The following is a 20,210-nucleotide window of genomic DNA, read 5'->3' on the forward strand; positions in this document are numbered from 1 at the left end:
GCATCCATTCATGCGACATAGCCTCCTGACGATTGAAACATCTCCCCATAGCCTGCCAGCGCAGGTCGATGTCGCCATCATCGGCGCCGGTGCGGCGGGCATCGCAACCGCCTACGCTTTGTCGTCAAGCGGCGTATCAGTCGCGGTGTTCGAGAAAGGGACTGTCGCCGCCGAGCAGAGCAGTCGCAATTGGGGATGGTGCCGCACGCTCGGACGAGATCTTCGCGAGTTGCCGATGGCCAAGCTCAGCGTCGATCTATGGCGGAACCTGCAGGCGCAGACGGGAGTCGACGCGGGCTTCATGCAAACGGGCGTGGCGTTCGTGACGGACGACGCACGGGAACTTGCCGTGTGGGAGAAGTGGCTAGAGGTCGCACGTCGCGAGGGCGTGCCCGCGCGCATGCTGTCGCGACGCGAGGCCAATGCCACCCACGCGTGGCGGAACGAGCCGTGGATCGGCGGGATTCGCACCGAAACCGACGGATACGCGGAACCGGCGCGCGCCATTCCGCTGCTGGCGCAACATCTGCTTGGCCGCGGCGTACTCATTTTTCAGCAATGCGCCGTGAACGAGTTGCTCACGGAAGCAGGAAAGGTCGCCGGCGTACGAACAGAACTGGGCACAGTCCGTGCGGCGAAAGTTGTTTTGGCGGGTGGCGCATGGTCCTCGCTTTTCTGCCGGAAACATCGGTTGCCACTTCCGATCCTGCGCGTGGAATCGTCCGCATCTGCCAGTTCTGCGTTCGACGCGGGAGGCGCGGCACCCGTGCGCGCCCCCGCATTTGCGTTCCGTCCGCGGGAGGACGGCTCCTTGTTGCTCGCCAAGAGCGGCAGAGGCACGATACACGTCGAGCCCGACCTGCTTCGCTACGCCTTCAGATTCCAGGCGATGTACCGGGCTCGAAAGGGGAAGGTGTCGGTGAAATTCGGTCGGCGGTTCTTTTCTCAGGCATGGGAGGAGTTTCGTTACCTTCACTTGGGCAACGCGCCCTTTTCGCGCAATCGCATCCTCGACCCTTTGCCAGACATGGCGCTTGTGCGGCAAGCCTACTTGGACGCACAGCCTTCGTTGTCAGGCTTGGGGCCACAGCTGATCGACTCGGCGTGGGGTGGCACGATCGACAACACGCCCGACGGCATCCCGGTGGTGTCAGACGTGAAGCGCCTCCCCGGCCTTTACTTGTGCACGGGCTTTAGCGGGCACGGCTTCAGCTCATCGATGGGCGCTGGCCGAGCCCTTGCGGAACTCCTGGTGGGCAGCAATCCGAGCTTCGACCTCAAACCCTTTGTTTACGAGCGGCTCACCGACGGCCCCCCCCCGCATCCGAGCCTTCTGTATTGACGCGCAGGTTCCGCACGTCGAGCAGTATGGTTATTCGTCACGTCATCCCAAACCCAGGAATGGTGGCACGGCGGAACGCCTCGGATTTACGTCCTGCCTGGGCTTTGAATATTGGTCATCGTGACTTCGACAGTGGCGCGTTTCAACGGCAGCTTGCGCTGCATCACCATAGCCCTAGCACAGCGATGCGCAATCCCACCACGAGCCAGCCATGAAGCAACCACCACTGTCCCGCCGTGCATTTCAATTTGGCCTTTGCGCCATGCCCCTCGCTTTCGCCAAGCATTCTGGTGTCTGACAACCCTTAACCAAAGCGGCCGATCAGTCGCCAAGAAAGCTGCCGCCCAAGATGGCTATGACGAAACACCACCGATAACGCTCAAGGCTTCTCGAAGCTCACACTCATTCACGCCTAAGCGCTCCGAGAAACCGCTGGCCATTCCCGTGACGGCAGTCACTGCGGGATGTTCTGAACGGCCCAATCGGTAAGCGAACAGCCATCACATCTTGAACATTCGGAGGTCTCGGCCCGAAGGGCAAACTTTTACGAGCGCGAGATTGCCTCACATTCGCATCAGATATTGAGCGACCCTTGGAATGACGCTCATCCACCGGACAGTAGGTCACTGACATTTTCGAGAACCTCGGGCTAAAACGCCAGCTCAGCACCTGGCTGCTGCATGTCGAGCGCGAACGCGACGCCCGGGACACTACCGGCGTCCGGCTCGAGTATGTCTTGCAAGTTTGCATCGCGCTTGGGGCAGCTAGGCTTGCCGTACGTCGCGTAAGCAATCCGGAATTTCTGCCGTGCTCAACTTGTTCGGCTGGGACGGTGCGCCGATGCGAGCGACGTCACCATCAGAATGCATGCCGAATGCCCAAGTCATAGCCCCTCGAGAGTCGCGGAGTGAAGACAGCGTTGCTGATGAAGGCCGGACCACCTACGGTGAGAGCGGCACCATTGCTGTTGCTCACGCGTGCAATCGTTGCATAAAGCGCCGTACGCTTCGAAAGGTTGTACACATAGCCCAGTGAGAGCTTGCTTGCCTTCGGATCATCGAGCAGGGTGAAAGGCAGGTTGCGGTCGTAGTGGACGCGCGAATAGGACGCGCGAACTAGGCCTGCGCCGATGGGCACGGTCACACCGAGCAGGTAACCTCCCAAATCGATACCGCTGGTTGCGGCCATCGGGGTGACTGCGTAGTTGCGCGAGCTCTTGGAGTGCGACAGTTCTCCAAAAAGCTTGACCGGCCCAAAGTCGTAGGACGCCCCGAGGTTCATGGTCTTCACAGAATCGGTGGTGCCAAGATAGAACTGATCACCGCTCGTGCTCTTGCCATACGCCACTGCAACGTCCAACGCGCCGTCGGCATAGCCAAAGCGGCCGCCGACATACCTACCAGCACGCGTTGGGGCGGCAACGCCGAGTGCGTTTACCGGCGTGGATGTGCCCGGATCGTACTTGGTCTGCTCATGGAACGCATACTGCAGCTGGCCGTAGAAGCCACTTAGACTCGGTGGCAGGAAGTAGCCGATCGAGTTGCTGGCACGCAGAACGTTGGGGTTCCCAGCGACGCCACCCGTGCCGCCAGTGACATTGAAATTGCTGGCGGAGTGGATCAAATTGGTGCCGACACCATTGGCGCCGAACGGATCGAACACGGCGTTGTTCCAGAACGTCGGCGTGTAATCGCGACCAAGACGGATTTCACCGAAACCACCTGACAGGCTTACCGTTGAGCGCCGCGTGAAGCTCGAAACGCCGGTGGCACCATCGTCATTTGTGATCGGCGCTTCGAGCCAGAAGCTAGCTGCCAGGCCTCCGCCGAGGTCTTCCGTGCCGCGGAAGCCCAGACGGCTCGGGTTGTAGCCGGAATTGGAGAGCGCAGTACGGCTGAGTTTGACGCTGCCTTGATGGAGCAGCACCGCGCGTTCGTCATTCGAACGATTTGAATAACCACTGACTGACGCATCAACCACGCCGAAAAGCGTGACGGACGACTGAGCCAATGCGATGCCACAACCGGTCAAGGTGATCAGCGCGAACAGAGTTTTTTTCATTGCAGATTTCTCTAAGGTTACTTATCGCTCTTTGGGCCAAGGTCTCACCGCAGTTGGAGTCAATAGAGGCGGCGAGAGGATCGAACGGTTCCGTTGATGCGACCGTGGCGTGCGCATGCAAGGGATCGCAGGTGCGCCCTCGTTATCGTGGTCACTGCCAGGTGAGCGGCACGCCTGTTTGCGGACTTCCGCAAACAGCAAGCCGGCAAGTGCTATTGCAGCCTGATGCCTAGCTTTTTCACCAGAGGTTCCATGTCCCGTCGGTCGTTCAAGATCGTGGCGGCAAGCTCTTCTGCACTGCTGCCCACCGGGGTCATGCCCAGGGACTCCATCTGCGCCTTCAGCGCAGGATCTTTGAGAAGAGTCGCAACTGCCTGCTGGATCTGTGCGATGCGGTCTGCGGGTGTGCCGGCCGGCGCCATCAACCCGATCCATGGCTGGGCGGAGTAGCCCTTCAGACCCAGCTCTTCGAGAGTAGGCGTCCGCGGCAACCCGGGGAATCGCTCCTTGCTCGTGACCGCGAGTGGCCGTAGGCGCCCGCCGTCGATCAGACCCTTGGCGCTGGACGGCGCATCCAGCGCCACGTCCAACATGCCGCCGATCAGGTCGCTCTGCGTTTTGCCGGAGGACGGCGAAGGGACATACAGCGCCTTGATGCCTGCCTGTCGTGCAGTCTGCTCCCACACGAGATGGAACGCCGTGCCGATCGACATGGAGCCCACGCTCAAGTCGCGCTTTGCGCTTTCCCGCACGAAGTCCTGCCAAGTCTTGAGAGGACTAGCCCGATCAACGACGAAGACGAAAGGCGTGCGCGCGACAAGTGAAACAGGCTTCAGATCACGCACGGGATCGTATGGCAGCCTTTCCACTGCAAATGGAACGATGGTGAGAGCAGACGCAACCACCATGCCCAGCGTGTAGCCGTCAGGCTTGGCCTTGACCAATGCGCCTGTACTCACGATACCCGACCCGCCTGGCTTATTCTCAACCACGACTGGCTGCCCCCACGACGCACTGAGTCGATGGGCCAAGACGCGCACCATGACATCCACTGGCCCGCCGGCCGGATTTGCCACAATGATTTTTACCGGCTCCTCCGGGAACCCTGCCATGGCGACGGCGGACATGAGCATCAAGGATGCCGCAACGATCTTTTTGATCAAGATGTTCCCTTTCGGAGCTGAGTTACAGGACGCACCTAGCGTTTAATCGAAGGCCCTGATCCGCGGCGAGGCATCCCATCCAGGCGAACCGCCTCGAATGAAAGCGATCCAGGCCGCTTGAATCTCCCGCATCAGGCGCTGCGCGTCTTGCGGACGAAGGCCATGCAACATCGGGGCATCGCGAAATCGATCGAGCGTGCCGAAAACGAAAGGCAGTTCGACGCAATGGCATGCCCCGAACGCGTCAGAGGGAGCGTGGTCGAACTTGAAGACCCACGCACCGCGCCCCTGTGCAGCTGCGTCCTGTGCCCATTGGCGCGAAGGTGCGCCAAAGATCTCATCGCCGACGCGCCGACCGGCTTCGTCCATCGGCGCGTCGGGGAAGGCCTTCATCTCGTCTCCCGTATAGCCGATGAGGACATCGGCGCGGCCTGCGGCGGCCTGCAGCTCGGACTGCATGTCCTGAGGGAGAACTTCCCCATCGCTGACCAGAGCGAAGAGGCTGCGATGGTCGCCTTCCGCAAACAAGGCCTCGACAACCTCTGGAGCCTGCTGCGCGCGCAAGAGTGCTTCCCACGGTAGCGTGCGTGCTTCGTCGAGATCCCTGGCGCCTGCCGCTTGAAGCAGGATCCGTCCCAATCGATGGGCCTGTTCAGCGCTGCGGAATCCACGTCCCAACGAAGCGCTTTGCATGATTGCGCGATTGAAGCGCGGCCTTCTGGCCAAGAGACATGCAATCGATGCGGCACCCGCAGACTGCCCCATGACCGTGATCTTGCGCGGATCGCCGCCAAAACTCTCGATGTGCTCTGCAACCCAATCGATGGCAGCCTCTTGATCCAGCAGCCCCACGTTGGCAACCATGCCCGGAACGAAAAGCCAGCCCAGTGCGGCCAGGCGATAGTTCGGCGAGACCACCACGATGTCGCCCTGCACGGCGAGCTGCGCCCCGGAGTACCACTCGAGTGCTGCGCCGCCGCTTTGCCACGCGCCCCCATGAAGCCAGACGACCACGGGGCGTCGACCGCCATCAGCTGCTGGGGTCCAGACGGTCAGGTGCAAGCAGTCTTCGGACTGCGCAGCGTCGAAGTCGCCCATGGCACCGCGCAGACGTGAGGGCAGTTGCGGCGCCACGGGACCAGGTCGTGTGGCGTCCAGACAGCCTGTCCACTGCGCAGGCACCGGAGCACGCCAGCGCAGGTCGTCAACGGGCGCCTGCGCATACGGAATCGCGCTGAACCGGCAGACGCCATGTTCCCGAGTTCCGATCACCTTGCCATTGCGAACAATGGCTTGCACGTCTTCGTCCACCTTGGATGCCCCTCGTCGTGACATGCGGAACGTGGATACGGTCCGCCATGCCGGGCAATGGTAGGCATGCGTGAGTACTTTGGGTCATGCGACTTCCGAGCATCGCCATGCGCGACACTCATGCCTGCGATCACAGGCTCAGAACAGCGCGATCGATCAGACGCGCTCTACGCCGCCTGTCCTTCCTTGACGACCCTGGCGAGAGCGGCGGTGAAGGCGCGGACCTGGCGCGTGCTCGACCTGTCTCTGCGCCAGATCGCCGCCAATGGGAATGTCGCAAGTTGCAGGTCGACAGGGAGAACGCATAGCGCGCCGCGCGCCTGCAAAGCTGCAGCAACGCTTCCGGGGAGCATCCACACATAGTTCCCCTCGCCGCTGGACAACATCGCCATTCCAAACTCCAGTGACAGGGCACCAATCATGGCGGGAGGCGCCAAGCTGTGCCGTCTCCACATGTCGTCCAGTTCTCTGCGTATCCGGCCGCCCGGCAGGGCTGTCAACCACGGATAGCGTGCGCAGTCTGCCAACTTCGGGTCAGTCGAAGCAGCCAGCGGATGCCCAATGGAACAGGTCAGGACGACGCTATCGTCCAGCAGGGAAATGGAGCGGTAGATCAACGGATCCAGGCTGGAGGTGTAGCGACTGATCAACACATCGAGCGAGCCCGAGTCCAAGTCTTCGATCAGTCGCTCGTGAGTACCCATCTGTATCGTGAGTGCGACTTGTGGATGGGTCCCGCGAAATCCTCGAACGGCGTCGGCGAGCGGCCAGCCGCTGAACATCGCAAAACATCCCACAGTGAGACTGCCCAGTTCCCCACGGGCGACTGCGGCCAGATCCGCCTCTGCCTTGCCGAAATCGCTCAGCAAGATGCTGGCGTGTCGGCACATGGCCAGACCGAGGGGCGTGCAGACCATGCCTTTGGCGGAGCGCTCGAACAAGCGACCGTCCACGCACTCCTCGATCTCCGCTATCGCGCGAGAGAGGCCCGACTGCGTCATGTTCAGCTGGGAAGCGGCCTTGGATAGGCTGCCTTGATCCGCAACCATCAAGACGATCTCGAGGTGGCGGATCCGTAGTTTTCCTCGAAAGGGCGTCATAGTTTCCGCAAAAGGCGGTGCGCATTGCTGGGAGGTCTGGTTGGGAGAGTACGCAGGACGGGTTCCGGTCTGGGGTTCCCAGGCTATTCCGACAGACTACCTCCGTCGGCAGGTCGTCATGCAGCGCAAACAGGAGGCGCTGGAACTTCCGCTGTAGGGCTGCGCCCAAATTCCGATTCTGGTCGGATTTTGCCGTCTTGCGGCTACCAGCTTCATGAACGAATTTCTGAAAGCGTATTCGTCAAGCAGGCGCCTGGATTCTCCCGTTGGGTGTCATCTGGCGGTGAGGCCATAACCTTGTACTTCTTCGTCCTGCCACGATTGGTTCGGTTTCTTGCCTATGAGCTGCTGTTGGACGCCACCACCGCCGTCCACCTTAACAACAAGGCGAATGCGCTCGCAGCTGCCGAACAGCGGCTCGGGGGTGATGATGAGGGTGCCATCGGCCTTCTCCACCTGAGCGGTCCTGAAGCTCTTGTAGCAACTTGGCGCGGTATTCCCACGGATACGGAACTCGTAGCTCCCGTCCTTGCTTTGATTGAGCTCGGCGATGTTCTTCCCGCTTGTCGGGCGCTGCGTTCCGCTAGCCGGGCTGACGCCGCTCAGCTGGTAGTCCCATTCCTGGTCAGCCGCGAGCGCAGCGGGGGAAACGAGGGCGAATGCGAGAGTGAGCGCAGAGATTTTCATTGAGTTTTCTCCTCTTGTTGACCAATTTGACCCGGAACTAGGTGCCGTACGGTCCCTCTGCACGATAGCGGCAGTTCGAGCGACCGCCGGCAAACTCCGTCTATCCATCAGAGGGCACCCTCAAAGAGGCGGCGTCGAGGCGCGACCACCGACGGAAAAGACGACCGTATCGGTTTAGCTAGGGGCACGTCTCGGACGGCGGGTTATGGCCGACTCTAGCCGGATGCGTCACCGTCGTGGAAGGGCCCGACACGGCCCAGTGGCTGCGTAGACCGCAATCTGCCACTACTTCTGAGTGGCCTTGGACTCCGCCTCCGAAGCCACAGTCGTCGCCCTGCCTAGGTCGGCAGCTATGGCGGAATCCTTCCCGCTGTCCCGCATCAGTCTTAGGGCGGACAGGTAAGCACGATTGAGCGCCGGCGTCCGCCGGCAAGACAACGTCGGGCTGAACTTCGCGGCCCTCCCAATTTCCCTTGGTGATGGGGCTAACCGCGCGAGCAAACGGTACCCAAATCTGTAGGTGCTCATCGAGCCGGAATGGCTTCATAGGATGAGCTCGGCCGCCCGTGACCTCGCCTATGACTGTGGCGTCTTTCAACTGACGCCCAAGCAGCGACTCGAAATCCCTAACACTTCCCTTGCTAGAAGTAGGAAAACTTGCCCGTTAGCCTAGGGCCCCACGGGACCGGATTTGACCGCGTGGTGAAGGACGGCGGTTTGCCTGACCTTCTGTCATGAGCTTCAGTACCAACTCGACCTGATATACGAAGTCGGGGCGCGCGTACAAGGCACGCCTGGCCGCGTTCGAGTACGGATGGCCGTTCCCCAGGAGGATACGCGGCCGATCATGCCGCGCTGGAAGACAACAGCAACGCGCTACGTTTTAGGAAGGCTTCATCAATGACCAGCTGAAGGTATGGGCTTTCAGAAACGTCTCGACCGCTATGCGCGCGGCCTCATCCGTTGTTGACAACTCAACGTCGACGTGCAGGCCCCGTTTGCCCGCGCTCGCCACATGGATCTGAAAGCTTGATCCCGGCGCGATCTGTGCAATCTGATCAGTCAATGCTCGCCGCGCTGCCTCTGCGCGTAGGGCCGGTTTGTAAATCTTGCCGACGGGTGTCACCGGGATCGAATCGACAACGTAAATGGATTTCGGCCAAGCCGGTCTCTCGGCAATGCGCTCACGCGCATGCGCGATCAACTCCGGGACATCGGCTTTCTGGCCTGGCTTGAGCGACACAAAAACAACCGGGAGCTCCCCCGCATATGCATCCGGCTGGCCGACGGCGGCAGCAAGAGACACCGCGGGGTGCGCCACACATGCGTTCTCGATCATGCCTGGATCGATGTTATGGCCACTGCGGATGATCAGGTCCTTGCTTCGTCCGGCGACAAAAAGCTTGCCGTTCTCGCCGAAGTACGCCAGATCACCAGTGTTCAGCCCACCTTCGATGAAAACGCCCTCGTTCTGGGCGGGATCCAGGTAGCCGGAAGAAACATGGGCGCCTTCAACAAAGAGCACGCCGATCTCGTCAGCATCGCAGTCGGCCCCCAGCGCACCGTCACTGAGAAGCTTGCGAACGCGCAACCGGGTGTGCGGCAGCCGGAAGCCGACCGAACCAGCAGTCGAGGCATCGCCGACGGGATCGACCGCAGTGACTCCGCCTGTCTCCGTCATCCCCAAGACCTCATGCAGGCAGGCCCCGGTCACTTGCTGGAATCGTTCGGTCACACTCTGCGGGCACGAGGCGGCACCTGTAAGGCCCCATTGAATCGAAGAGATGTCGGCATCCACCGCGGTGTTGAGAAGAGCGCCCATGGCCGTGGGCACTGCCGCAAGGGCGGTCACTTTGCAGCGCTCGACGATCCTCCATATACCGGAGATCATGTCGGGGTTTCGGAACCCTAGGCCCGACATCACAACGATCTGCGCACCGGCCAGGAAAGGAGCGAGGCTGCTCGCGACCGTGCCGCCGACGTGAAACAGCGGCATTCCATTCGTGAGGCGTTGTCCCGGGCCCAGATGAAGCATGGCAGCAGCACCGGCTGCGGCCGCCAGCTGATTCTTGCTCGCATGAGCAACCAGCTTCGGCGTTCCGGTTGTTCCGCCCGTGTGGAAGTAGGCGACGGTTTCCAAAGACGACCGCGCGGCATCGAAGTGCGTTGCCTCGCTGCCGCTGTATCGCACAACTTCATGTTCGTATTCGATCGCCGAAGGCGGCAAGGGGCCTTGACCGATCGCGATGACACGAATGCCCGGGACGCCCTGCCTGACAGCCTCGGTCCGTCTCGCAATTTCCGGATCGTCTGTTTTCGGAATGACAAACAGCTTGCACCCCGCCGACTTGACCAATTCGACGATTTCGGTTGGCAGCAGGAACGGATTCAGCGGCACCGCATACCCAGCAGATTCGGCGCCCCACAGCAAGAAATGCGTTTCAATGGATGCGGGAAGCATGTAGGCAACTCCACACCCGCGGCCCCCCATATCCCCCAAGAAATTGGCGGTCCTTGTGATGCCTTCGAACAGCTGCTTGTAGCTGATCGATATGTCGGGACCCGCGGACGATCGGACGAAGGTGACTGCGGTGGTGGGACCGAAAGCGGACGAGCTGCGCTGGAATGCCGCATAGATGGAGCCGCACAGGAGGCTCTCCCACAGGTCGCGCTTGCTTTGGTCGCGCTCGAACTGAGCGATGCCGTCCGCGCTGGTAAGAGGTGTTGCAGTAAGGCTCATCTTGACTCCTCTCACGGGATTGCCCGCGGCAGTGATTCGATCTGGCGCTGGAGAAACTGCAGGGCGATCGCATTGAATTCGCTCGGGTTGTCCCGATGCACGCCGTGTCCAGCTCCATGGACCCGGCTGGCGCGCGCTTGAGGCATTGCAGCGCAGACGCTGCGAAACACCGCGTCATGGATCGGCTGCGTTCGCTCGCCTGCTACGAGCAACGTTGGGGCCGCAATCTCCCGCAGCTGTTGCGGCGATAGAAGTGGAAACGGATCGGTCGACAGCATCAGCGCACGCATGGCCTTGGCATTCTCGAAGCGGCGCTGCAAAGCCCCTGCGGTGTTCGCGGAGCTGGCTTCTCCGCCGTTGATCGCATCGGTCATCGTGCGGACGGCTTCCTCGTCGTTGCCCTGCCGAAGGGCATGTGCCGCGGCTTCAGTTTTACGCTCGAACTCGGCGCGCAGGACTTTCCCCTCGTGGCTGAAGTCGGCATACCTCATCATCGGTGGCTCGGTGGCGACGATCGCCAGGGTACGCCCGGGATGGTGCACGGCGAAAGCGAGAGCCGTGAATGCCCCGTAGGACGTTCCGATCAAGATCGCCGCGGGGATGCCGAGTGCATCGAGGAGGCCGGCGAGGTCGGCAGCATCGACCAGCGCCGAATGATCTGGCGAAGCGAACTCGTTGGCATTCGGAAAGCTATAGCGTCGGCTGTAGGAAAGGCATCGGTAGCCCTGCGCCAGGAACGCATCCCATTGGGGTTGCCAGGACCGCCAGTCTCCAAGGAGCCCATGAATGAAGACGAGAGGCAGACCGTTTCCCTGCTCCACGTAGCACAGCTCGATCCCGTTTCGCAGCCTTGCGGTCCGCGTGGGCAGGTCGTGAAAATTCAGCGCCTTGTGGTCATCTGTTTGAACCGAGGTCAATCTATTTCTCCCTGCCATCGATCAGTTGCCGATAGCGGACTTGCTCTTCACTGATGAACTTGTGGAAGTCCGCGGGCGTGGACGGCTCGAAAGTGATGCTTCCGAGCTGGGCGTGCGCTTGCCTGAAGTCAGCCGAGCGCATCATTTCGTTGATCGTTCTGTTCAGCTTCTCGACCACCTCCGCGGGAAGCTTGGGCGGCCCCACGATGCCTGCCCACATGATGGCCCCGACGTCCTTGACATGCCGAGACTCGTTGACGGTGGGCAGATCAGGGGCGTTGATGTCGCGCTGCGCACTCAAGACGCCAAGGGACTTGAGTTTTCCTTGCCGGATGTACTGCAATACGGATGGCAACGCGATTGCCCCGAGGTCGAGCTGGCCGCCCATCAGATCAACTGTCATGGGCGCCCCCCCTTTGTAGGGAACCTCGACGAACTTGATGCCGGCTTTCTGTTGAAAAATCAGCGCCGCCAGTGTCTGGAAGGTGGCGCTTCCCGTGGAGCCCATGCTCACCTTCTCGGGATTGGCTTTCGCGTAGGCAATCAGTTCGTCAGTCGTGTTGGCGGGAAAGCTTGGCTTGGCAACGAGCACGGCGGTCCCGCCAAGCATCTTCGCGATCGGGGCAAAGTCGCTGCCCTCGTATTTCGCGTCTTTGACGATCATCGGGGCCAGAACCATGTCGCTGACGTTCCCGAGCATCAGCGTGTAGCCGTCGGCGGGCGCGCGCAGCGCCTTTTTGGCGCCTATCGTTCCAGAGGCGCCGCCGACGTTTTCGATTACGACTTGCTGCCCCAGGCGTTTGCCCAGATCCTGGGCGATGAGGCGCCCGGCGGTATCGACTGCCGCGCCTGGAGGGTAAGGGACGATCAGCGTGATTGGTTTTGCCGGATACGGCTCGGAGGCCTGGCAGACGCCGACAGCCGCCCACAGACCGGCCATCAGCAGAACGAAGCGAATACCGAAGGGAATTGATCTCATGCGTGTCTCCTGGTTTCAGCGCGAGTCTAGGTTGGCAGGAATTAACAACAAATAGAATGAATGGGGTAACGATAAATACCTTTTATACCTATGCTGCCGAGCGTCCTCCTGAATCGCCTCTTGTCGCGCAGCCGCTTCCGGCATCTGCAAATGCTCGTGAAGCTGGCGGAACTGGGCAGCCTTCGGCGGACGGCCGAGGACCTGGGCCTCACGCAGCCCGCGGTGACACACCTTCTCAAGGACCTTGAAGAGCTGCTGGACACACAGCTCTTCTACCGGCACGCGCGCGGTGTCCGCCCCACGCCCATGGGCGCGGCACTTCTTCCATCGGCGCGGCGCATCCTGGACAATCTGGCGCACGGCGCCGAAATGGTGGCGGCGCGGCATGGCGAGGCGCAGGGCGCGGTAAGGGTCGCCTCCATCACTGGCGGCATTTCGGGCTTGCTGGTGCGCGCGCTTCCCGCGTTCAACGCCGTGCGTCCGGACATCGTGGTGCAGGTTGCCGAGGTTGACGTGGAACAACTGGGCTTGGCGGTGGCGCATCGGGATGCCGACCTGGTGCTGTGCCGCCAGCCGTCCATCCTCCCTGAGGGCTGGACCTTCAGCTGGCTGTTCGACGACAGCTTCGTGGTGGTTTGCGGATCCCATCATCCGCTGGCCGGGCGCCGCAGCATCCGATTCGACGAACTTCAATCGCAGCTCTGGTTGCCCTTGCCGATTTCGACGGCGGCTCAGGCCTTGTTTGGAGACCTGACGCGCAGCTGGGATCCGCCCGCAAGGACCTGCAGGATCATCACACGGGCCGCATCACTGAGCTGGTCGCTGCTTCAGCAAACCGATATGGTCTCGCTTGTGCCCCACAGCGTCGTCAGGCAGCTGGTGGAAGCGGGGCACTACAAAATTCTCCATCTGGATACTGTCTATCCGTTTGGCTCGCTCGGAGTGATGCGCCTGGAGGACGAGTCCGGCAGCGCTGCGCTGCAACTGGCCGACTTCTTGGCGAAATATGCCGCTGCTTCGCCATGACTGACATGTGCTTTTGGCTGACTGAACCCGTCAGTGCCATGCCAGGTCACCTCATCGTCGTGAGAGATGCGCTCCATCTTGAAACCCCAGAGCCTCCTTTCTGTTGATCAATCGGACCGCCCCGGAAGTTTCAGTCTGGAAGGCTCAAATGCGTCCAAGCTGGCCGTTCGCTGCCAATCTCATCCGCTTTCGGCCGGACGAACCAAGTGCTGCGCCAGACACGCCGCGAGCTGAGTCCGGTTGACCGCTCCGAAGCGCGCGCGCAAGCGTTCAACATGCTCCTTGGCCGTCGGCTCAGAGATGCCAAGTTGACGCGCGATCACCTTGTTCGTCGCACCATCGAGGACGAGCCATCCGACGTCTCTCGCGCGCCCCTCCAGCCTCATCAGAGGGCCGCCCGGGTTGGCAAGTGCGCAATCCGAGGCCGCCGACGCAAGTCGCACGTCAACGTCCAACGCATGCGACAAGGCTCGGCACACCCTCTCGAATGCTGCGAGATCGCCGGCGCCAAACGGACGGTCATCGCGATGCCGCACCACGTTCAGGGTCCCGACAATCCGTCCACCGCCATGCAGCGGCCCCTGCATCGAGTCGCCAAATCCCCATCGCTTGAGATGCCCGGCAATCGCGGCCGTGCCCCAGTCAACAGGTGCGATAGCACACCGCGCGCTTGCGGCGCGACCGCTTCTGCGCACGAGTCGCAACACCGGGTCCACTCGCCTCAAACCGTGCTCGTATTCCTCCACGAACCCGGCTGCGGCCCCCTTGGCATGGACAACTTGCGGGCACGTGCCGCCTCCATCGAACAGGAAGAAGCCCGCCGCAGCGGCACCGAACAAGCGCCGCCCCAAGTCCACCGCAGTGGCAGCGAGGAGCTCGCGGTCAACAGCTGTCGTGATCTCCAGGACCGCATCAGCCAACACAAAGTCAGGGTCTAACGCGGAAAGGTCGTCCCACCTGCGCGCTCGTGTGCAGCTCCCCATCCCTCCATTTGGAGGGATGAATTTGCTTGATCCATCCGCTATTGTTTGCGCCATCGGACAGTAGAAAGGTTGAGCTTCGGTGAACAAGTCAGCGACTCAGGGCGATCGCGCCGCAAGCCTGCGACCCGCAGGCCACGTCAATCACTATGCTACGTGGGAAGTCGCGACGCCTGCGCACCGCACACATTATGTCCGTTGCCTCGTCGGCGTGGAATCGAGCGGGGCTGATGCCAGCGCCTTGCTCGAGCGTGTGATCAACACGTTTGCTGGCGCGGTGGGTCCGGCCAGCCTCGGGCGCGGCATCGCGACGGGCCCCGGCGGCGAAAGATCCGACATCTTCTATGCCTACTGGAATTCGCCTGCGCACTACGCTGCGTGGCTCACGACGCCGCAGGTCGCCTCGCTCTGGGCTGCCGACGCGCTTCTTGAGGGGCCGCTAGGCCTGTGGCGAGAGTCCATGGTCATTCCTGTCGAGCGCAACGAAACCAACTATTCGAACGACGCAGCCTACGATGGCATGGCGCAGATCGACAAGCAGATGCGCAAGACCGACGTGCACGGCTACTGGGGCTCCGCTCGCGAGCGCATTCCCGCAAGCGCCCGCGACACGATGCCGTCCGCCGCGCCCGATTTCATGCGGCGACCGCCGGCAGCCACGGAAACGCGGGGCCGGCGCGTCCGGATCACCCTCCCCGGAAATACTTGCGTGATCCGTTCGTTCCAAGACTGGTCGCAGGCACAGGCAGCCGAAGTCGATTGGTATCTCGGCAACGTCGAGCCGGTCTTGCGCATCGGTTTGGACTACCTCAACGACAACAGGACCGAGGCGAGGTGCTACGGCATGCGCTACATCCGTGAGTACGACATGAGCGGAGCCGTCGATCTGAATCGCACGAGCACGTTCGGCTACTTCGAGTCGTTGCAGACATTGGAGCGGTGGACGCACACACATCCCACGCATCTGAACATTTTCCAGGCCGCCATATCGATGGTCCAGCGCTTTCAGGGCGAGGTTGCGGTCAAGCTTGGACACGAGGTGTCCGTGCTGCCGGAAGGCATGCTGTCAGCCGAGTACATCAACTGCGCTCGATCCACGGGCTTCCTGCCATGGTCCCACGGGGACTAGATCCAAAGCCCCTGGCTTTCTCCGGCCAGAAGCGGCGCAAACCGGATAGCAATCCGACCTAACTCCACCCCACAGTCTGTCTTCCAAGAACGATCGAAAGGACTCGTTGTGACCTCACAACCCGCAATCCAACCCGTCATGCCGCCTCCGCGGCAGAGCATCCGCGTCGCCGGCGCCAACGGGGTCTTTGTCACCGCGCAGGCCTGGGGACCCGCCGACGGGCCAGCGGTTCTGCTGATCCACGGCTTTCTCGGTGGAAGGTTTTCGTGGGCCCCGCTGATCCGAGGGCCGCTGGCTAGCCAGGCGAACCTCGTCACGGTGGAACTGCGTGGGCACGGCGCCTCCGACAAGCCCGCGGAACCATCAGCCTACGCCGACAGCAAGGTGTGGGCGGAAGATATCGCGGCGATCACGTCGGCGCTGGGCCTTAAACACTTCATACTGGTCGCACACTCCTACGGCGGCGTCGTGGCGCTCGACTACCTTCGCCACATGGGAAGCTCGGCCGTGAAGAGCCTACTCCTCCTCGCAGCGGTCGCGGAGCCACCCGGGGTTGCCCAGGACTACGTCCAGCCGGACACGCTGCCCGCATTGCAAGCGTCCACCAGCCAAGACCTGTCGGAACGGGTGGCCGCGATTCGCTGTTTCGTTCAGGCGATCTCACGAAGCCCGCTTCCCGCGGACCTTCACGACGCGCTGATCGCACAAGGGGCCATCTCCACTCCGTTCATGCCGGCCGGTGCGTTTGCCCGAAGGCCGGTCAGCAACGTGGATGTTTTCGCGAAGCTCGATATGCCGGTGGTCTTTGCCTGTGGAAGCCACGAGAACGTTGTCACGCAGGCGCTTGTGGAACATGTGCTGCGGGCTGTGCCGCACGCAACCAGCCGCACTCTGGACAACGTGGGCCATCTGCCGCAAATCGAGGCAGCCAACCAGGTCGCAGAATTGATTGCTGATCTGATCGCATCCGGTTCCAGCCAGTAGGGCAAGTCACCGCTCCATCGATGATCGCGTCATTCCGGGCCACGACGCTCGCCGAACCCATTGCGGCGCAGCGCAGGCGGCGCCAGGTACTCCAAGGAGAGCTCGATCTACCATGACCAGGAATGCGCCTTGCAAGCGCGTTATGGGATGCGCGATCGCATCGAAGCGACGAGCCAGCGGTTGATGTGGCGCGAGATCCGCCCGGCACGGGAGAACCTGCTGAACCGCGACTTTAGCGCCGCGGCGCCGAACCAGAAGTGGCTCACCGACATCTCCAACTGCCCGCTGGCAAGGTCTACCTCTCGCCCATAGTCGATTGCTTCGATGGATGGTGGTGAGCTGGTCCATCGGCACACGACCCGATGCAGAGCTCGTCAACACGATGCTGAACGCAGCAATCGCTTCATTGGGAAGCACAGACGCACGACCTGTTGTTCACTCCGCCGCGGCGCCCACTACCGTTGGCCAGCATGGCTGTCACGCATCGCCCATGCCAAGCTGGTACGTTCGATGTCACGCAAGGGCTACTCGCCAGACAATGCGGCCTGTGAAGGCTTCTTTGGACGACTGAAGACGGAGTGGTTCTACGCCCGCGACTGGCAGGCCACGACCATGGAGCAGTTCACTCAGGCCCTGGACTCTTACATCCGCTGGTACAACGAGCAACGCAGTGCGGGTGGCCAAGTTGACCACGAACTCGCCGCTGTCCCGCACGTTGCAAATGGTGTCCTTCCAGCCCACGCTGGAGAAGGCCACGATCGGCGGCTTGTAGTTGAAGACGTCGGAGAAACTGTAGGGCGCGAGGTTGATGTTCCCCGCGGCCGAGCGCGTGGAGATCCAGCCGATGACAACGGCGTGCTCGCGAGCCGCTTCGCGCTCACCGTCCGCAAGCCCGTCGCCACCTTGCCCTCGGGGGCGCAGGTGTCCGGCATGGGCGACGCGGTCTGCGTGAACGACCCGATCACGGGCCAAGGCTCCAACAACGCCCTCGAGGTCTTCAAGGTGGTGCACGACAGCATCGTGGCGCGCGGCAACGCCACCTTCGAGCGCTACTGGGACTACGCGAGCACGTGGTGAACTGGACAAACAGCCTGCTCACGCCGACGCCCCACATCCTGAACCTGCTGGGCGCGGCCGGACAGATCCCCACGATCGCCCACCGCATCGCCAACAACTTCAACAACCCGCCGGACTTTTCCCCCTGGTGGACCGACCCTGCGGCTTACGAGCGCCTCGTCGATCAGCACGCCGCGCTGGCCTGAGCGGGCGGGCGGATTTTCGGATTTCGGATGGTGCGGCGCGGGATTCGGATAGCCGACCCCGACCCGCCACCGCAAGATCCCCCCATGCAAAATCCCCGTTACCGGACCGACGATGTCTTGCTCGTCGGCAGCGGCATCAACTCCCTGGTCTGTGCCGCGCTGCTCGCGCGCGCCGGCCGCCGCGTTCGCGTGCTGGAGCGCGAAACCGTGCTCGGCGGCTGCATCCGCACCGACGAGCTGACCCTGCCGGGCCTGCGCCACGACACCTTGTCCACGGCCCACCCGATGTTCCTGGTGGGGCCGGCCTACGCCGCGCTGGGCAAGGCCTTGCACGCGGCCGGCCTGCAGTACTGCAACACCGATTCGCCCACCGGCGTGCTCACGCCCGATGGCCGCCACCTGGTGCTCGCGCGGTCGCGCGAACACAACGTGCAGCGCTTTGCGGCCCTGCGCCCGGGCGACGGCGCGGCCTATGCCGCCGCGCTCGACGAGGTGGGCGCGCAGGCCCCGCTGCTGTTTTCGCTGCTGGGCAACGAACTCTGGCGCCTGGGCACCGCGAAGACCCTAGCCGGCGCGGCCTGGAAACAAGGCCCGCACGCGCTCGCGGGCTTCTTTGGCGAAGCGCTCACGCCCGCGCGGCCCTGGCTCGAACAGCGGTTCCAGAGCGATCTGGTGGGTGCGCTGCTCGCGCCCTGGGTGTTGCACTGCGGCCTGGGGCCCGACGCGCCGCTGTCGGCGCTGATGGCACAGGTCGTGGCCTTCACGCTCGAGGCCGTGGGCATGCCCATGGTGCAGGGCGGCAACGCCAACACCGTGCGCGCCTTCGAGACGCTGATCCGCGAGGCCGACGGCGAACTGGAAATCGGTTGCGACGTGGCCCGCGTGCTGGTGGAGAACGGCAAGGCAGTGGGCGTGCGCCTGGTGGACGGTCGCGAGTACCGCGCCAAGGACGTGGTCTGCAACGTCACGCCCACCCAGCTCTACCAGCGCCTGCTCGACCCCACGCAAGTGCCCGCCCCGCTCGCTACGCAAGCGCGCCAGTGGCGCTACGGCAAGGGCAACATGCAGATCCACCTGGCGCTGTCCGAAGCGCCGCGCTGGCCCGACGCCTCGCTCGACAGCGTGGGCTACCTGCACCTCACGAGCGGCGCCGACGCGATCTCGCGCGCGGTCAACGAGGCCGAGCGTGGCCTGCTGCCCGCCGAGCCCACGATCTGCGTGGCCCAGCCCACGGCGCTGGACCCGAGCCGCGCGCCCGCGGGCAAACACATCCTGTGGGTCCAGCTGCCCGAATGCCCGCGCGAGCCCGTGGGCGATGCGGCCGGCCTGATCGAGGTGCCCGCGGGCCGCCGCTGGACGCCCGCGCTGCGCGAAGCCTATGCCGACCGCATCATCGAGCGCCTGGCTCGCCAGATCCCCAACCTCAAGGCGAGCCTGCTCGCGCGCGCCGTGATCTCGCCCACCGACCTCGAGGCGATGAACATGAACCTGGTGGGCGGCGACCCCTACGGCGGCGACTGCAGCCTGGACCAGTACTTCCTCTGGCGCCCAATGCGCGGCACGCGCAACCACGCAACGCACCTGGACCACCTCTGGCACATCGGCGCCTCGACCCACCCCGGTCCCGGCCTGGGCGGCGGCTCTGGCTTCCTGCTCGCGCAATCGCTGGGCGCCGCCTGAACCCCTTGTCCACAAAAGCTTTTTTCCAACGACACTGCAGGAGACCTCAATGGCCGATTCGCTCACCCAATTCGCACAGGACATCGCCAACGGCGCCGTGCGCGTCGTCGACCTCACCCACACCCTGTCCGACCAGTTCCCCGCGCTGCAATTGCCGCCGCAGTTCGGCCAGGTCTGGGCCTTCAAGTCCGAGCGCATCTCGCAGTACGACGACGCCGGCCCGGGCTGGTACTGGAACAACTTCTCGTGCGGAGAACACACGGGCACGCACTTCGACGCGCCCATCCATTGGGTCAGCGGCAAGGATCATGCGCAGAACACGGTTGACACCATCGACCCGCGCCAGTTCATCGGCCCGGCCGTGGTGGTGGACGCGAGCGCCGAGGTGGCGAAGAACGACGACTGGCTGCTCACGGTGGACTTCCTCAAGGCCTGGGAGCAACAGCACGGTCGCATCCCCGCAGGGGCGTGGCTGCTGTTCCGCACCGACTGGGCAAAACGCATCCACCGGCCCGAGGCCTACGTGAACATGCGCGAAGACGGCGCCCACACGCCCGGCCCCACGCAGGAGGCGGTGGAATGGCTCATCAAGGAGCGCGACGTGCGCGGCTTCGGCGTCGAGACCATCAACACCGACGCCGGCCAGGCCTTCGCCTGGCCCGTGCCCTACCCCTGCCACACCTTCATGCACGGCGCCAACAAGTACGGCCTGCAGTGCCTGCAGAACCTCGACCAGCTGCCGCCCACGGGCGCGGTGATCTTCGCCGCGCCGCTCAAGATCCAGGGCGGCTCGGGCAGCCCGCTGCGCGTGCTCGCGCTCGTGAAGTAAGCCCTTCTTTCAGACCGCTT

15 protein-coding genes and 3 pseudogenes are annotated in these 20,210 nt (G+C 62.9%); 8 read left to right on the plus strand and 10 right to left on the minus strand.

The annotated features are described in order from the left end of the window. The first annotated feature begins 10 nt into the window (after positions 1-10). Positions 11-1,342, plus strand: a complete 1,332-nt coding sequence (locus tag ABL840_RS37150; RefSeq protein WP_093299954.1) for an NAD(P)/FAD-dependent oxidoreductase — start codon at positions 11-13, stop codon at positions 1,340-1,342. 858 nt (positions 1,343-2,200) lie between these two features. Here ABL840_RS37150 and ABL840_RS37155 read toward each other — a convergent pair. The 8 genes from ABL840_RS37155 to ABL840_RS37190 form a co-directional block, all read right to left on the minus strand. Then, positions 2,201-3,403 (minus strand): porin, encoded by a 1,203-nt coding sequence (locus ABL840_RS37155; RefSeq protein WP_093299956.1) that lies wholly within the window; start codon positions 3,401-3,403, stop codon positions 2,201-2,203. A 212-nt stretch (positions 3,404-3,615) separates the two neighbouring features. Then, entirely contained in the window at positions 3,616-4,566 is a 951-nt protein-coding gene (locus ABL840_RS37160) for a Bug family tripartite tricarboxylate transporter substrate binding protein (RefSeq protein WP_418116137.1), read from the minus strand. Between the two features lie 42 nt (positions 4,567-4,608). Next, the gene (locus ABL840_RS37165; protein ID WP_418116138.1) at positions 4,609-5,877 is read right to left on the minus strand and encodes a carboxylesterase/lipase family protein; all 1,269 of its coding nucleotides are present in this window, start codon (positions 5,875-5,877) and stop codon (positions 4,609-4,611) included. A gap of 167 nt (positions 5,878-6,044) precedes the next feature. Beyond that, the gene (locus tag ABL840_RS37170) at positions 6,045-6,977 is read right to left on the minus strand and encodes a LysR family transcriptional regulator (RefSeq protein ID WP_093299959.1); all 933 of its coding nucleotides are present in this window, start codon (positions 6,975-6,977) and stop codon (positions 6,045-6,047) included. 273 nt (positions 6,978-7,250) lie between these two features. Further along, positions 7,251-7,664 (minus strand): hypothetical protein, encoded by a 414-nt coding sequence (locus ABL840_RS37175; RefSeq protein WP_093299960.1) that lies wholly within the window; start codon positions 7,662-7,664, stop codon positions 7,251-7,253. Between the two features lie 883 nt (positions 7,665-8,547). Continuing rightward, positions 8,548-10,404 (minus strand): AMP-binding protein, encoded by a 1,857-nt coding sequence (locus ABL840_RS37180; RefSeq protein ID WP_093299962.1) that lies wholly within the window; start codon positions 10,402-10,404, stop codon positions 8,548-8,550. A gap of 11 nt (positions 10,405-10,415) precedes the next feature. After that, positions 10,416-11,321, minus strand: coding sequence for an alpha/beta fold hydrolase (locus tag ABL840_RS37185; protein ID WP_176947400.1), 906 nt, complete (start codon positions 11,319-11,321; stop codon positions 10,416-10,418). Position 11,322: 1 nt separating this feature from the next. Then, complete coding sequence (locus tag ABL840_RS37190) at positions 11,323-12,300, minus strand: Bug family tripartite tricarboxylate transporter substrate binding protein (protein ID WP_093299965.1); 978 nt, start codon at positions 12,298-12,300, stop codon at positions 11,323-11,325. A 90-nt stretch (positions 12,301-12,390) separates the two neighbouring features. Between ABL840_RS37190 and ABL840_RS37195 the strand changes: the two genes are divergently transcribed. Continuing rightward, positions 12,391-13,326, plus strand: coding sequence for a LysR family transcriptional regulator (locus tag ABL840_RS37195; RefSeq protein WP_093299966.1), 936 nt, complete (start codon positions 12,391-12,393; stop codon positions 13,324-13,326). Positions 13,327-13,505: 179 nt separating this feature from the next. Here ABL840_RS37195 and ABL840_RS37200 read toward each other — a convergent pair whose 3' ends face one another. Continuing rightward, positions 13,506-14,396: a helix-turn-helix transcriptional regulator gene (locus tag ABL840_RS37200; protein WP_143042901.1), complete on the minus strand. Its 891-nt coding sequence runs from the start codon at positions 14,394-14,396 to the stop codon at positions 13,506-13,508. On the opposite strand from ABL840_RS37200, the gene ABL840_RS37205 reads away from it, so the two are divergent. From ABL840_RS37205 to ABL840_RS37215, 3 genes and pseudogenes are all read left to right on the plus strand, one after another. Further along, positions 14,389-15,435 carry a phenylacetaldoxime dehydratase family protein gene (locus ABL840_RS37205; protein WP_093299969.1) on the plus strand — a complete coding sequence of 349 codons (1,047 nt, stop codon included), beginning with the start codon at positions 14,389-14,391 and terminating at the stop codon, positions 15,433-15,435. The two genes, ABL840_RS37200 and ABL840_RS37205, sit on opposite strands and share 8 nt — an antisense overlap. Before the next feature lie 108 nt (positions 15,436-15,543). Then, complete coding sequence (locus ABL840_RS37210; RefSeq protein WP_143042902.1) at positions 15,544-16,419, plus strand: alpha/beta fold hydrolase; 876 nt, start codon at positions 15,544-15,546, stop codon at positions 16,417-16,419. Positions 16,420-16,611: 192 nt separating this feature from the next. Further along, a pseudogene (locus ABL840_RS37215) lies at positions 16,612-17,088 on the plus strand (IS3 family transposase); the annotation flags it as partial. Between the two features lie 3 nt (positions 17,089-17,091). Here the strand turns inward: ABL840_RS37215 and ABL840_RS37220 are convergent. Continuing rightward, a pseudogene (locus tag ABL840_RS37220) lies at positions 17,092-17,265 on the minus strand (flavin reductase family protein); the annotation flags it as partial. Here ABL840_RS37220 and ABL840_RS37225 point away from each other — a divergent pair. The 3 genes and pseudogenes from ABL840_RS37225 to ABL840_RS37235 form a co-directional block, all read left to right on the plus strand. Then, positions 17,263-17,681: pseudogene (locus tag ABL840_RS37225) on the plus strand (FAD-binding oxidoreductase); the annotation flags it as partial. The pseudogenes ABL840_RS37220 and ABL840_RS37225 overlap by 3 nt on opposite strands. Positions 17,682-17,765: 84 nt before the next feature. Further along, positions 17,766-19,361 (plus strand): phytoene desaturase family protein, encoded by a 1,596-nt coding sequence (locus ABL840_RS37230; protein ID WP_093299972.1) that lies wholly within the window; start codon positions 17,766-17,768, stop codon positions 19,359-19,361. Between the two features lie 49 nt (positions 19,362-19,410). Then, entirely contained in the window at positions 19,411-20,190 is a 780-nt protein-coding gene (locus ABL840_RS37235) for a cyclase family protein (protein ID WP_093299974.1), read from the plus strand. Positions 20,191-20,210 lie beyond the last annotated feature (20 nt).

Source organism: Variovorax sp. NFACC27 (assembly GCF_048301545.1).
GTDB lineage: Bacteria > Pseudomonadota > Gammaproteobacteria > Burkholderiales > Burkholderiaceae_C > Variovorax > Variovorax gossypii.

Excerpts from the sequence above, each read along its gene's own strand:
- ABL840_RS37150 (WP_093299954.1), top strand. The coding sequence starts at position 11 with ATGCGACATAGCCTCCTGACGATTGAAACATCTCCCCATAGCCTGCCA.
- ABL840_RS37155 (WP_093299956.1), bottom strand. The coding sequence starts at position 3,403 with ATGAAAAAAACTCTGTTCGCGCTGATCACCTTGACCGGTTGTGGCATC.
- ABL840_RS37170 (WP_093299959.1), bottom strand. The coding sequence starts at position 6,977 with ATGACGCCCTTTCGAGGAAAACTACGGATCCGCCACCTCGAGATCGTC.
- ABL840_RS37175 (WP_093299960.1), bottom strand. The coding sequence starts at position 7,664 with ATGAAAATCTCTGCGCTCACTCTCGCATTCGCCCTCGTTTCCCCCGCT.
- ABL840_RS37180 (WP_093299962.1), bottom strand. The coding sequence starts at position 10,404 with ATGAGCCTTACTGCAACACCTCTTACCAGCGCGGACGGCATCGCTCAG.
- ABL840_RS37190 (WP_093299965.1), bottom strand. The coding sequence starts at position 12,300 with ATGAGATCAATTCCCTTCGGTATTCGCTTCGTTCTGCTGATGGCCGGT.
- ABL840_RS37195 (WP_093299966.1), top strand. The coding sequence starts at position 12,391 with ATGCTGCCGAGCGTCCTCCTGAATCGCCTCTTGTCGCGCAGCCGCTTC.
- ABL840_RS37230 (WP_093299972.1), top strand. The coding sequence starts at position 17,766 with ATGCAAAATCCCCGTTACCGGACCGACGATGTCTTGCTCGTCGGCAGC.
- ABL840_RS37235 (WP_093299974.1), top strand. The coding sequence starts at position 19,411 with ATGGCCGATTCGCTCACCCAATTCGCACAGGACATCGCCAACGGCGCC.